A 13543-nucleotide genomic window follows, 5' to 3' on the forward strand; every position below is an offset into this window, starting at 1 on the left:
GTATAAAATAGTTAGGGCGGATATAACCCGAAGTCATACCGCCCTAAACAGGCTGGCATAGAGCCGCCTTAAGTAAACAAAATTAGAATTTATTTGATAATTAACACAGAATCTCTCTACGCTGTGCGTAAAGAGGGGATTTTTGTTTTTTGATTTATTTTTCCCTAACCCTCTTTACGGCTTGCCGTAGAGAGGGTGGTCCAGCGAAGCGTAGACCGGGTGAGTAAATTCTGCGCCATGCTAATCCGTAATGCAATGAACCATGCCTCCTCAAATTAATGTCAAGAAACACACCCGTATTGCTAATTGCCGCTATTTAAACGATATTTAGGCCTGCACACACATTAACTGTTTATCCTTGGCCGAACTTACTCCCGCAAAGCGCACCTGGCATGTTTTTAAGCGCAATAAAATTGCTATGGCCGGGCTTTTCTTTATCCTGCTTACTTTGCTGGTGGCCATACTGGGTTATGTTATTATGCCCGATGGTACGCCGCAGGCCAATAACATGATCATACAGTTAAGTATCAAAAAACCAGGGTCAACCTACACTATATTAAAACTGCGCAAAGCCGAACCAGTAGACACTGTAAACTTTTTTGCCAGGATGTTTTACGGGCAGCCCTCGTTTTATAAAGAGGTACCTGTAAAAAGCTACCGCTTTGTTAAAGATGCCATTTACGCCGATGAGTATATTGGCGATGAAGACAAGCCCGAAAAAAAAGCCTACAATATTTTTGAAGCGATATCCGGACAAAAGCCGGTGTATAAAAATGGGATGGTAAGTTATATAGTTAATGGGAAAAAAATAACGCGCCCTGTTAACGAAGCCCTTTACCGCGAGTTGCGAACTGAGATCATCAAACAAAATATCTGCACTAAAACATTTTGGCTTGGCACGGATGCCTACGGGCGCGATATGCTGAGCCGTTTGTTGTTGGGTACCCGTGTTTCGTTGGCTGTTGGGCTGATGGCTGTTATTATCAGCATGCTGCTTGGTGTAACGGTAGGCGCAATTGCCGGTTATTTTGGCGGATGGGTTGATGCCGGTTTAAGCTGGCTCATGAATATTTTATGGGCATTGCCAGCCTTGCTGTTGGTTATTGCTATCTCGTTTGCGCTTGGTAAAGGGCTGTGGCAAATTTTTATTGCCGTGGGCATGTCCATGTGGGTTGAAGTTGCGCGCTTGGTGCGCGGGCAGGTAATGGGGCTTAAACAGGTAGAGTATATTGAAGCCGCAAGGGCGCTGGGCTTTAGCAACAAGCGCATCATCAGCAGGCATATTTTACCAAATATAACCGGGCCTATCCTGGTATTGGCTTCTTCAAACTTCGCATCGGCCATTTTGCTGGAAGCGGGGCTTAGTTTTCTTGGTTTTGGCGCTCAGCCGCCTATGCCTACCTGGGGTGGGATGATCAAGGAACATTATGGCTATATTGTGATGGATTCGGCCTTTTTGGCGGTTGTTCCGGGTTTGGCCATTATGCTTTTGGTGTATGCTTTTAACCTGGTTACAGTTGGCTTGCGCGATGCCTTTGATATAAAATCACAAAGTACTCGCATATAAAAATTATTTCTTCTATTTTAGTCAGCGTACTCATATCAAATATGTTGAATATAGACGATAGTTCCGGAGAAGATGAATTGATCAGGCTCCTGCTTAAACGGCAGTCGGAATTAAACTCGTTGCTGGAAATTACGCGGGCCATCAATAAAAATACGGCTACCCCTATTTTGGTGCAGATGCTTGAGGTGATTTTGCAAAATTACCTGCAGGTTGGTAAGCTTAGATTTTTGATCGAAAAAGACGGAAAGTTTGCCTGCATAGCCAAATATGGCGGCGAGTTTGAATCATCTGTGGTATTGTCTCGCGCTTGCAGGCGGTTAGGGAAGTTTAAATCCCCTATCGCTATATCAGATCATACCGACCCTATACTTAAACGCTATAATTACTTCATCCCCATTTATCATAAAAGCAAAGCACTGGCCTACGCCCTCATCGGCGATTTCAATACATCGGGCGAGATGCTTAACAACGATCTGAATTTTATTCAAACGTTGATGAACGTGATCATCGTAGCGCTCGAAAACAAAAAGCTTTTCCGCGAGCGTTTACAATCCGAACGTTTTCAGCGCGAAATGGAGCTTGCTGTTGAAGTGCAGAACATGCTGATCCCCTTGCGCGAGCATAAGGACGAGAACGTAGAGATAGGCGCTATATACCTCCCCCATCAAAACATCGGTGGCGATTATTTTGATTTTATCCGCCTTAACGAAAACGAGTTTTTATGGTGCATTGCCGATGTATCGGGCAAAGGAATTTCGGCAGCCCTGCTTATGGCAAATTTTCAGGCCAGTTTGCACGCCTGGGCTGCGGTGGAAGACGATTTGACCAACATTGTTGATAGGCTCAATAAAATAGTACTCAACAATACCAAAGGCGAGCGTTTTATTACCCTGTTTTTAGCCCGTTACAATCAAAAAAATCGCAAGCTTAATTATATCAACGCAGGGCACAACCCAACCATCCTGTATTCGGAAGGCGGTGCAATCCCGCTTAAGCTGGGTACCACCATGATAGGTGTTTTTGAAGACCTGCCATTTTTAAACGAGGGCGAAGTAGACGTAGAACCCGGCAGCCTCATTTTTAATTATACCGATGGTTTGATGGATTTTGAATCGCCAAATACCAAAGTTTGGAACGAGGATAAGCTGCTTGATTTTGTGTTGGCACACGGCGAGCTATCGCCCGATAACTTTAACCAGGCCCTGCTTGATCATTTGGGCACTACGCATAAAAGTAAGCCGATAGATGATATTACCTTGCTTACGTTAAAGATCTTTTAAATTTTACACGAATATTTCGAATTAGGACGAATTAAACGAATGAGTGATTTTCTTCGATTAGAATTGGTGTAATTCGTTTTAATTTTATCCGATCAGAAAATAATTCGTGTAATATTTGATCCGTACTATCGTTCACAACAATATTATATTTGCTCCATGTTATCAGCAAGGTACCAGCACGAATTTTTAGAAGCAGGATGTGATGAAGCAGGGCGCGGTTGCCTTGCCGGACCGGTTTTTGCCGCCGCTGTAATTTTACCTCCCGATTTTGATCATCAGCTGCTTAACGATTCGAAACAGATCTCGGAAGAGTTGAGGTATCAGCTCCGTGCCGAAATTGAAGAAAAAGCCATTGCCTGGGCCGTAGCATCGGTTGATAATTTTGAAATAGACGAGATCAATATCCTCAACGCCTCGTTCCTGGCTATGCACCGGGCTATTGAAAAGCTCCATATGGAACCTCAGTTTTTAATAATAGACGGTAACCGCTTTAAAAAGTATCGCAATACCCCTCACGAGTGCATTATTAAAGGCGATGGCAAGTACTTCAGCATTGCGGCCGCATCTATCCTGGCTAAAACCTATCGCGACGATTTTATGATGCGGATAGCCCTTGAGCACCCCGAATACGATTGGCATAGTAACAAAGGTTACCCAACTATAAAACATCGCAATACAGTAATGAAAATAGGCTTTACACCCTACCATCGCCGCACCTTTAGGGTGAGTGACCCGCAGCTAAGTATTTTTTAACCCAGGCTTTGAATACCTCCGTAAGGTTGGTATTTTTGTTGAAAACCAATCCATCATTTGAAGATCCTTATTTTAACCCATCGTGTCCCATTTCCGCAAAATGGCGGATATGCCATTGTGGTTTGCAACACCATTAAGGGTTTGATAGCGCTTGGGCATGAGGTTTCGTTAGTTGCCCTGAACGGAAAAAAATACTACGGCAGCGCGCAAAGCAACGAGGACGATCTGCAGCAAAAAATTCAATATACATCGTACGATATCAATATCAACATCTCCATGTTTGATGCCGTAACAAACCTGTTCAGCAAAAAATCAAACGATGTTGACCGTTATTATGATGCTGAGTTTGAAAAGCTGTTGCTGCGCGAGTTGAGGCAAACAAATTATGATGTTATCCAGTTCGAAGGCCTGTTTGTAACACCATATTTAGCGGCAGTACGTAAGCAGAGCAAAGCTAAACTCATCTATCGTTCGCATAATATTGAGCACCAGGTGTGGATGCGCCTTGCCCAGCAAAAAAGTGATCTGTTTAAAAAGTGGTACCTGCAGCTATTGGCCCGCCGGGTAAAAGATTACGAATTACAGGTGCTTAATAAATTTGATGCGGTAGCAGTATTTACTGCCGAAGATAAAAAAACACTACTCTCCTACGGGATCAATATTCCTGTAGAGATCTTCCCGGTGGGGATTATGTTGGATGATTACAGGCCTAATTACAACAAAACCGAGTTTCCGAGTTTGTTTTTCCTGGGTTCGTTGGATTGGATGCCCAACAGGGAGGGTATAGAGTGGTTTATAGACAACTTTCATAAAGATCTTACCGATGGCGACCTTCGTGTAAAATTTTACGTTGCCGGACATAATATCCCCGATAGTTTTGACGACTACGAGGTGTTGGGCAAAATTTTTATCCAGGGCGAGGTTGATGACGCTTCGGAATTTGTGAACAGCAAGGCCATCATGATAGTTCCCCTGCTATCAAGCGGTGGCATGCGCGTAAAAATTGTGGAAGGTATGGCCATGGAGAAATGTATCATCTCCACAGCCCTCGGGGCTGAAGGCATTGGCTATACCAATGGCGTTAATATTATGATAGCCAATAACCGCCAGGAATTTTATGATGCCATTGAACGCTGCATTGCGGATGAGGAGTTTTGCCGCGGGATAGGCATCAACGCCCGTAAACTCATCGAACAGCAACACGATGTAAATGTGATTGCGCCCAAGCTTGTAAAGTTTTACGGGGAACCGTGATTTCCCCATTGTCATCCTGAGTAAGGTTTATTTGCGCGCAAATAATAGCATTGCAGATGGTGTTTTTTGCGTCTGATTATCAACGCGTTATAGGCTCGTCAATGGCAGCGATAGCGAAGGATCTTCTTCAACAAGTATAGCCGTTATACAGGACGAAGAAGATGCTTCGTGCCTCAGCATGACAAATGAATAAATGGTCAATGTCGTGCTTCCTTCAAATGCCCCTACTTAAAACAGCTGCAAACTGCCAACCGCCTTACTGCAAACTAATCTACTGCTGCTGTTGCTGCTGTTGTTGAATAACCTCCATATATCGCTGATAACTGTTTTTAGCGAAGCTTGTAGTATGTACTGCCGGTACTTCAGCCGGTTTTTCTTCAAACACAATTGCATCGGCATCATCCACCAAAACAGATACTTCAAGCTTATGACCAAATGAACCTTTATACACCCCTTTAACCGGTGAGCAATCTGAAAAATTACGACCAACGGCGAGGCGTACATGCGTTTCATTGGCCACGCAATTGTTTGTCGGGTCGATGCCCAGCCAGCCATAGTCGGGGATGTAAACCTCGGCCCAGGCGTGGGTTGCGCCTGCGCCGCGCATAGCGCTGCTGTGTGTGCAGATATAGCCGCTAACATAGCGGGCAGGTATTTTGAGCAGGCGAAGCATCACCATTAAAATATGCGCGAAATCCTGGCATACGCCGGCTTTCAGTTTCCATACCTCATCAAGGGTTGTTTCAACGGTGGTAACACCTTTAATGTATTCGAAGTTTTTATACACCCAGTTGCAAAACCTTAACGCTACCTGGTAAGGGGCTTCATTATTATTGCGCTCGCTTTCAACAAACTCTTGCAGTTCTGTAAATCCTTCAAAATACTCTTGTTTTAAAAAATCGATATAAGGCACCATGTATTGCAGGCGCTTCAGATCTTCCCAGTGCTGTTCCGGAAAAATATCGTTTACCGGTAGCGGGCGTGGCTTGGTAACTACATCAAGTTTAGAGTTAATGAGCAGTGTACTATGCAACTCGCTGTAGGTAAAGCTGCCAACCTCGTTGCCGTAATAATCAATATGGGTATCAACAACCGGGTTGCCGGTTATATGAAGCTCCTGCTTGATCACATCCTGGTAGTCATCTTTTATCGGGAACAGGATGATCTGGTTGGCGCTGTCGCGTACCGGGCCTTCGTAAGTGTATTTAGTGATATGTTGAATTTTAAATTCGGGCATGGTTGTATCTAAATTTATGAATTGGCAAAATAGTGCTGGTTCAATGAGTTGCCAATACTGTATAATTCACTTCTGATCTGGGTTAAAAACAAGTGCAGGCCTTCAGTTTTAATACTCTTTACCGAGCTGTATTTAATGCGGCTTTGCAACCTGCCTATTTGGAACGACATTTCGCGGTAGTCATCTACGTTGCTTTCGTTCTTCAATCTGTCAAAATAGCGCTGGATATTGTTTACCGAATAAATAACCGAACGCGGGAAATCGACATTTAATACAACCTGCTCCAACACGTTCTCGGCCTCGAAGCCCTCACGGTAGGTTTTAAGGTACAGCTCATACCCGCCTAACGAAAGCAGCAAGTGCTTCCAATAAGTAGTATCGGTAAGCAGATCCGGATTTTCGCTTATGGAGCTAAATTTAGTATCCAAAATATCTACCGATTGGATAGCCCGTTCAAGGTACTTGCCAATGTTCATAAAAGCACGGCCTTCACCGCGTTCCATCGTGATCTCTACGGTGCCGTAGTAAAGCATGACCTGCTTTATCAGTACGTCGAGCACGCCAATTGGGTCTTCTCGCTGCAAGGCGCGGTCAAGGCGCGGATCTTTCACCGTGTGATAATACTCGTTAAGGCATTGCCACAGATCTTTAGTGATGTGCTCCTGCACTCCACGGGCATTTTCGCGGGCCAGCGTAATGATGTTTAATATGGAGTTGGAGTTGTTTTTACCCGTTACCATGTATTTTAAAACCGCGCGACTGTCGTTCTCCAGCGAATCGGTTTCGTCGGCATCCAGGCCGGCAAAAATGCGCATCACCGGTTCCCAGGTAAACTCCTGCACCGTATCCTGCGACGACGCGTAATTAATTTTGAGCATCCGCAGCAAACCATCGCTGCGCTCAATGTAACGGCTTAACCAATAAAAACTTGCTGCTACCCTGCTTAACATAATGCCCCCTAACCCCCTAAAGGGGGAATGATTAACCTGTTGGCTTTCGCCTTAGGCGTTTGTTATTTATATTATTAATACTCAAATTCAAAAGCACATGGTCTGTGCGATTCCCCTCTTGAAAGGGGTGGAGGGGTGTGTTTCTGCTTCGTTGTTCGCTCGTATAACACACCCCTGCTGTCGCTCTTTCCTGTCGCGCCCCCTCTCAAGAGGGGAGCTTGAAAAACTATTTGTTTTCCCTACCCTTTTAAGATATCGGGGGATTAAGTACCCACGTGTCTTTACTTCCACCACCCTGCGAGCTGTTAACCACCAGCGATCCTTCTTTCAACGCCACTCGGGTTAATCCACCCGGCACTATCTCAATGCCATCCGGGCCATATAACGCGTAAGGTCTTAAATCAACCCTGCGTGGTTTTAATGAGCCTTGCATATAGCATGGCGCGGCCGATAGGTTGATGGTTGGTTGCGCAATGAAGTTACGCGGATCTTTCAATATCTCCTTTTTATAATCTTCAATTTCCTGCTCGCTTGCGGCGTGGCCCATTAGCATGCCGTAACCGCCGCTGCCATTGGTTTTTTTAACCACCATTTTGTTGAGGTTTTCAAAAACATGCGCACGTTCATCGGGGTTGCCCAGTTGGTGGGTGGGTACGTTTTTAAGGATCGGTTCCTCGTTCAGGTAATAGCGGATCATATCAGGTACGTAGGCATAAACGGCCTTATCGTCGGCAACGCCGGTCCCGGTGGCGTTTACAATGGCAACATTGCCTTTACGATAAGCACCCATCAGCCCGGCTACGCCCAGCATACTTTCGGGGTTAAATACCAACGGATCCAAAAACTCATCATCCACCCGGCGGTAAATCACATCAACCTGCTGCAAACCGGTGGTGGTTTTCATATATACTTTGTGATTGTTCACCACCAAATCACGACCTTCTACCAGCTCAACGCCCATTAATCGGGCCAGCGTAGTATGCTCAAAATAAGCCGAGTTGTAGATGCCTGGCGTTAGCAATACGATGGTTGGGTTCTGCACCTGCCTTGGCGATAGCGCCAGCAGGTTTTTATATAAAATGGATGGATACTCTGTAACGCTGCGTACGCTGCATTGCGGCAACAGATCAGGAAATAAGCGTTTGGTGATCTCTCTGTTTTCGAGCATATAACTTACGCCCGATGGGGTGCGCAGGTTATCTTCCAGTACATAAAAAGTACCATCGTAATCGCGGATAAGGTCGATACCCGAAATGTGTACGTAAATATCATACGGTACCTGTAGCTGGTACATTTCGCGCAGGAAATGTGGGCAGGAGTAAATGATATCTATCGGTACAATACCGTCTTTAACAATAAACTGATTGTGGTAAATATCCTTCAGGAAAAGGTTGAGGGCGGTAAGGCGTTGCTTGATACCCCGCTCTACAAAAGCCCATTCGCTTGCCGTTATAATACGGGGGATGATATCGAAAGGGAAGATCTTTTCAATGCCTTCGCCGCTGTTGTAAACGGTGAAGGTAATACCCTGGCTCATGAAAAGACGCTTGGCAAGCTCTTCTTTCTTGTTCAGGTCATCGGCCGATTCTTTCGAAATGTAATCGATAACCTTGCGATAATGCTCGCGAACATTAGCATCAAGGCCATACATTTCGTCCCAAACGTTATCAATCGGACTGTATTTGTCAAAATAAGCTGATTCTTCCATGAAAAAATTACAATAGTTTAAAAATTGATAATCAGTTATCTTTAAGAATTGTAATTTATGAAGTGTTTTTGATAAAAAAGCAAATTATTTTGAATTTTTTAAAGATATTTTAATCAAATTGTTAATTTGTGTTGAAATTAACATTGTTAATGTGGGATTAACATGAGGGTAATGAGTATTTTATCTTATAAAGGAAAGCTTTTTAAGATAAGCTAAGAAGTTTATAAGCACGCAAAGGCGCTAAGGTGACTTTATATTTCTCTTTGCGTCTTAGCGCCTTTGCGTGAGAATTTTTTTAAGACGGTTGATAAATAGTTTATGCAGATGCTTCCCCAGTCTTCCTAAACTCCGATGGGTTTACACTTCTATACTTCTTAAAAATTCGGTTAAGGTGGCTTTCGTCATTAAACCCAAGTTCGTTGGCTATTTCGGCCATGCGCATGCTGGTGTGCAGTAAGCGGTTCTCTACAAGTTTGAGTTTGTAGTTGATGATGTACTGCTGCATGGTTTCGTTGGTATGCTTTTTAAAATACCTGCCGAGGTATGTTTCGGAGATGCCCATTTTATCGGCAATAACATCGGCTTTCAGTTTTTCGGGGAAATAGATATTGGCCTGGATATATTGCAGGATATCCAAAGCTTTGTCTTCGGTATTTTCATCAACTTCATCGGGCATGTTCATGGCCACATTGCGGGCCGCTATTATAATAACCGTATTGATATATTGCTGTAAAAGGGCTTTACTATATAGGCCATTCTTCTCTTTTTCGCTGATGATGGCCTGCATAATAGGTTTTACAACGGTCTTGTCTTCATCAGTTTTCAAGATACATCCAGGTGCCTGGCCTGCGTTTTTTAGTAGGAAATCAAGGTGTTGTGCTGTTTCGCGGCTAAGCCCTTGGTCTTTAATGTACAGCGGATTGAATTTTATAAACAGGAATTGCGTTTCGGTTAGTACCTCAAAATAGTGCGAATCATTCGGCGTAAGCAAAAACAAATGACCAGGTTTATAGGCGAATTTGCTTTTATTAATGCACTGCTTCCCGTTGCCGCTCACAATATAAATAAACTCAAAAAAGCTATGTGAATGTTCGCTTCGCGGACAGGCGACAAGCGGCTCACGCAAAACGATGTCAAAAGGCTGGTATAAATTATCTTTTACCATAGTGTAAATGTACAAATGTTACGAGGGATTGTACAAGAAGTGGGGCTGGTGTCTTGTATAATTTTGTAGTGTAATAAAACAACAAAACACAAACACAATGAAAACTCAAAATACAACAACCATGCAAGCCCTTATAGCTCCCGAAGCAAACGCTTCTTTTACATTAACCGAAGTTGAACGCCCCGTTGCCGCCGAAGGCCAGGTATTGGTAAGCATTAAAGCCAGCGGCGTGAGCGTGCTGGATAATAAAATAAGGACAGGTAAAGGCGGACATGCCAAACAGCCGCTACCAGCAATTTTAGGGATGGATTTTGCCGGAGTGGTGGAAGCTGTTGGCGCAGGTGTTACCCGCTTTAAAGTAGGCGATGAAGTTTACGGACTTGCCGGTGGTATTGGCGGTTTACAAGGCACTTATGCCGAATACAGCGCTTTCGATGCCGATCTGTTAGCCGTTAAGCCATCAACATTAAGCATGCGTCAATCAGCCTCAATGCCGCTTAATTTCATCACCGCCTGGGAGGGTTTGGTTGACAGGGCAAAAGTACAGGCGGGCCAAAAAGTATTGGTACACGGCGGTGCCGGTGGCGTTGGTCACTTAGCTGTACAAATAGCCAAAGCCTACGGTGCCGATGTTTATGCAACAGGCAGTACCGCCCAGCAACAATACATTGAAAGTATCGGTGCAACATTTATTGATTACCGAGAAAAAACAGTTGAGCAATATGTAAATGAATACACCAACGGCGAAGGTTTTGATATTGTTTATGATACCCTTGGCGGCGCAACATTAGATGCGTCATTCGCTGCCGCCCGTTTTTATACCGGTCATGTGGTAAGCTGTTTGGGTTGGGGCGAGCATAAACTGGCTCCTCTGTCATTCCGTGGCGCTACCTATTCAGGGGTATTTACTTTAATGCCGATGATTACCGGTAAAGGCCGTAAACATCATGGCGAGATTATGGAAGAGGTTACCAAACTGGCTGAAGCCGGTAAATTGATTCCATTGGTTGATGAGCGTGCGTTTACTTTGGCTACCGCTAATGAAGCGCATGAGATATTGGAAAATGGGAAGGCCAACGGGAAATTGGTGATTGATGTGGCTGAGTAATGCCTCACCACGTCATTGCGAGGAACGAAGCAATCCCCTACTTACAGATAAACTTGCATAGCCGCTCTGCTAATCGGGGATTGCTTCGTTCCTCGCAATGACGTTTTTAGAGATATATGTAAGTCCTCTAAAAACTACTTCTCCACCGCCACCCTATACGAGGGATCTTCCAGAATATTAACATGGATGATCCCTTTCGCGTTTTTAAGCAGGGTTACACAATCATCGCTTACATGTAATAATTGTAGTCGTTTACCTGCCTGGTGATACTTTTCGGTAAGCTTGTTCAGCGCCTCAATGCCCGACATATCAGCAATGCGGCTATCTTTAAAATCGATCACTACTTCCTTTGGATCACCGGCGATATCAAACTTTTCATAAAAAGCCATCACCGAGCCAAAAAACAGCGGGCCATAAATTTCATAATGTTTCACGCCTTTAGCATCCACATATTTGCGGGCACGGATGCGTTTAGCGCTTTCCCATGCAAAAACCAAAGCTGAAATAATTACACCGATCAATACAGCCAGAGCAAGGTTATGCAACCAAATAGTAATGAGCGCTACCAGGATACCGACAAAAACATCCTGCTTAGGCATTTTATTGATGATGCGAAAACTGATCCACTCAAAAGTGCTGATCGCCACCATGATCATTACTCCGGTAAGCGCGGCCATTGGCAATTTTTCGATAACTGGTGCGCCGAAAAATATAATGCAAAGAATAGTTAGCGAAGCAATAATACCCGATAACCTTGCCCTTGCCCCTGCCGATAGGTTAACCAGTGTTTGAGCTATCATAGGGCAGCCGCCCATACCTGAAAAGAAGCCATTTAATATATTAGCACTTCCTTGTGCGATGCACTCACGGTTGCTGTTGCCTCGGGTGGCGGTCATTTCATCAACCAGATTTAAGGTTAATAAACCTTCGGTGAGGCCTACGCCTGCCATGATGAGCGAGTATGGGAAAATGATTTTTAATGTATCGATGGTAAAAGAGATTGAAGGGATATGAAACGGCGGAAAACCACCGCTTACAGCAGCAATATCATGCACTGTTTTGGTATGGATGCCGAATCCGAAAACTACCGCGAATACTACAATAATAGCAACAAGGGATGGCGGAACAGCTTTGGTGATCTTGGGCAAAATAATAACTATCGCGATGGTCAATGCCACCAAACCCGCCATAATGAATAACGGCGTCCCACTAAGCCAGGTCTCCTGTCCATTAACTATCGTTTTAAATTGCTCAAGCTGTGCCATAAAAATGATAACAGCCAAGCCGTTTACAAAGCCATACATCACAGGTTGAGGTACAAGGCGAATAAATTTCCCAAGTTTAAATAAGCCTACTAAGATTTGTACCACACCAGCTAAAGCCACAGCTGCAAATACATACTCGATGCCGTTAGATTTCATCAATGCAATCAGCACCACAACGGTTGCCCCTGCCCCGCCGGATACTAAACCCGGCCTGCCGCCAAATATGGAGGTGATCAATCCCATAATAAAAGCGGCGTACAAACCCATCAGCGGCGGAAAGCCGGCCAGTATGGCGAATGATAACGATTCGGGCATCATGGTCATGGCTACGGTAAAACCGGCCAGGGTTTCGTTTTTATAGTTGATTTTTTGCGAGAAGTCGAAAAGGCGTAAAGAGGATTTCATCCAGGGTGATTAAATATTGAATAGCCTTGATTGCAGGCTTGTAGATATGCTAATGAAACAATGTGATGTGAGCCAGATTATCAAGATTTGACCACGCTGCAAAAATATACAAAAATGCCGGACTGAAGCGAGGGGAGGATATTGAGGCTTCAATATATACTGAAATAAAAATTCATTGCCGTTGGTTTTAACCAACGGAATAAGCTAAGATGATAAGCGGCTTTAGCCAAAATAAACATGCGGGATTTGGGCTGAAGCCCTTTTGCTTAGTTGTTTGTTATCCGTTGGTTGAAACCAACGGCAATGAAGTTACTGGCTTAATTTGTATGTGATTGAACGCGCTCTACACCTTTGTTAATACCAGCTTTAATCATATTGCCGTATCCATCATCGGGTAAAAATGGTGTGTGGCTTAGCGCTAATTGATAGTTTTCAAGTGCATTATTAAAGTCTTTTAAATCCTCATGGCACTTGGCTACGTTGAGGTAGAGTGATGGGTAGACCGCTTTGATTTCCTCGCCTTCTATTTTGAGTGCAAGGTTTAACGCCGTTTCATCCCATCTTAATTTATCTTCTACGTTTTGCTGGTGTCGGGCTATATAGTGTGCGGCGGTAAACTTTTCTGTAGCATTTGTGGCTTCGTTCCAAGCTTGGTGGAATAGTGCAGATGCTTCATCGGATTTGCCCTCGCCTTCTAATAGCATTCCTTGTGCGCAGAGTTTATTGATGTGATTTTCTGGATCGAATTGCATGGTGATGGGAGTGTTTGGCGGAATAAATTTATGGTTTTGGATAGAGAATAAGCTAATATTTAAAGAGTTTGTCATCCTGAGTAAGGTTTATTTGCGCGC

11 protein-coding genes are annotated in these 13543 nt (G+C 44.1%); 5 read left to right on the plus strand and 6 right to left on the minus strand.

The genetic code is table 11. From position 1 onward, the window contains the following. Positions 1–358: 358 nt before the first annotated feature. The 4 genes from AAFN85_RS17455 to AAFN85_RS17470 all read left to right on the plus strand — a co-directional run bounded on the left by AAFN85_RS17455 (position 359) and on the right by AAFN85_RS17470 (position 4854). Positions 359–1567 carry an ABC transporter permease gene (locus AAFN85_RS17455; protein WP_347528892.1) on the plus strand — a complete coding sequence of 403 codons (1209 nt, stop codon included), beginning with the start codon at positions 359–361 and terminating at the stop codon, positions 1565–1567. 41 nt (positions 1568–1608) lie between these two features. Further along, complete coding sequence (locus AAFN85_RS17460; RefSeq protein WP_347528893.1) at positions 1609–2847, plus strand: PP2C family protein-serine/threonine phosphatase; 1239 nt, start codon at positions 1609–1611, stop codon at positions 2845–2847. Positions 2848–3003: 156 nt separating this feature from the next. After that, positions 3004–3600, plus strand: a complete 597-nt coding sequence (locus AAFN85_RS17465; RefSeq protein WP_347528894.1) for a ribonuclease HII — start codon at positions 3004–3006, stop codon at positions 3598–3600. A 57-nt stretch (positions 3601–3657) separates the two neighbouring features. Next, on the plus strand, positions 3658–4854 hold the full coding sequence (locus tag AAFN85_RS17470) for a glycosyltransferase family 4 protein (RefSeq protein WP_347528895.1): 1197 nt from the start codon (positions 3658–3660) through the stop codon (positions 4852–4854). Between the two features lie 271 nt (positions 4855–5125). On the opposite strand, the gene AAFN85_RS17475 is transcribed toward AAFN85_RS17470, so the two are convergent. From AAFN85_RS17475 to AAFN85_RS17490, 4 genes are all read right to left on the minus strand, one after another. Further along, positions 5126–6091: a transglutaminase family protein gene (locus AAFN85_RS17475; protein WP_347528896.1), complete on the minus strand. Its 966-nt coding sequence runs from the start codon at positions 6089–6091 to the stop codon at positions 5126–5128. Between the two features lie 14 nt (positions 6092–6105). Next, complete coding sequence (locus AAFN85_RS17480) at positions 6106–7041, minus strand: alpha-E domain-containing protein (RefSeq protein WP_347528897.1); 936 nt, start codon at positions 7039–7041, stop codon at positions 6106–6108. Positions 7042–7288: 247 nt separating this feature from the next. Further along, positions 7289–8749, minus strand: a complete 1461-nt coding sequence (locus AAFN85_RS17485; RefSeq protein WP_347528898.1) for a circularly permuted type 2 ATP-grasp protein — start codon at positions 8747–8749, stop codon at positions 7289–7291. A gap of 316 nt (positions 8750–9065) precedes the next feature. Further along, a complete protein-coding gene (locus AAFN85_RS17490) occupies positions 9066–9914 on the minus strand; it encodes an AraC family transcriptional regulator (protein ID WP_347528899.1) in 849 nt (282 codons plus the stop codon). Positions 9915–10011: 97 nt separating this feature from the next. On the opposite strand from AAFN85_RS17490, the gene AAFN85_RS17495 reads away from it, so the two are divergent. Beyond that, complete coding sequence (locus AAFN85_RS17495; protein ID WP_347528900.1) at positions 10012–11022, plus strand: zinc-dependent alcohol dehydrogenase family protein; 1011 nt, start codon at positions 10012–10014, stop codon at positions 11020–11022. Between the two features lie 134 nt (positions 11023–11156). On the opposite strand, the gene AAFN85_RS17500 is transcribed toward AAFN85_RS17495, so the two are convergent. Both AAFN85_RS17500 and AAFN85_RS17505 read right to left on the minus strand, forming a co-directional pair. After that, complete coding sequence (locus AAFN85_RS17500; protein ID WP_347528901.1) at positions 11157–12692, minus strand: SulP family inorganic anion transporter; 1536 nt, start codon at positions 12690–12692, stop codon at positions 11157–11159. 317 nt (positions 12693–13009) lie between these two features. Then, positions 13010–13519, minus strand: a complete 510-nt coding sequence (locus AAFN85_RS17505) for a hypothetical protein (protein WP_347528902.1) — start codon at positions 13517–13519, stop codon at positions 13010–13012. Positions 13520–13543: the final 24 nt, after the last annotated feature.

It is taken from the genome of Mucilaginibacter sp. CAU 1740 (assembly GCF_039839285.1).
Lineage (GTDB): Bacteria > Bacteroidota > Bacteroidia > Sphingobacteriales > Sphingobacteriaceae > Mucilaginibacter.

Coding starts and splice junctions, on each gene's coding strand:
- AAFN85_RS17460 (WP_347528893.1), top strand. CDS start 1,609: ATGTTGAATATAGACGATAGTTCCGGAGAAGATGAATTGATCAGGCTC.
- AAFN85_RS17475 (WP_347528896.1), bottom strand. CDS start 6,091: ATGCCCGAATTTAAAATTCAACATATCACTAAATACACTTACGAAGGC.
- AAFN85_RS17500 (WP_347528901.1), bottom strand. CDS start 12,692: ATGAAATCCTCTTTACGCCTTTTCGACTTCTCGCAAAAAATCAACTAT.
- AAFN85_RS17505 (WP_347528902.1), bottom strand. CDS start 13,519: ATGACAAACTCTTTAAATATTAGCTTATTCTCTATCCAAAACCATAAA.
- AAFN85_RS17490 (WP_347528899.1), bottom strand. CDS start 9,914: ATGGTAAAAGATAATTTATACCAGCCTTTTGACATCGTTTTGCGTGAG.
- AAFN85_RS17485 (WP_347528898.1), bottom strand. CDS start 8,749: ATGGAAGAATCAGCTTATTTTGACAAATACAGTCCGATTGATAACGTT.
- AAFN85_RS17495 (WP_347528900.1), top strand. CDS start 10,012: ATGAAAACTCAAAATACAACAACCATGCAAGCCCTTATAGCTCCCGAA.
- AAFN85_RS17465 (WP_347528894.1), top strand. CDS start 3,004: ATGTTATCAGCAAGGTACCAGCACGAATTTTTAGAAGCAGGATGTGAT.
- AAFN85_RS17480 (WP_347528897.1), bottom strand. CDS start 7,041: ATGTTAAGCAGGGTAGCAGCAAGTTTTTATTGGTTAAGCCGTTACATT.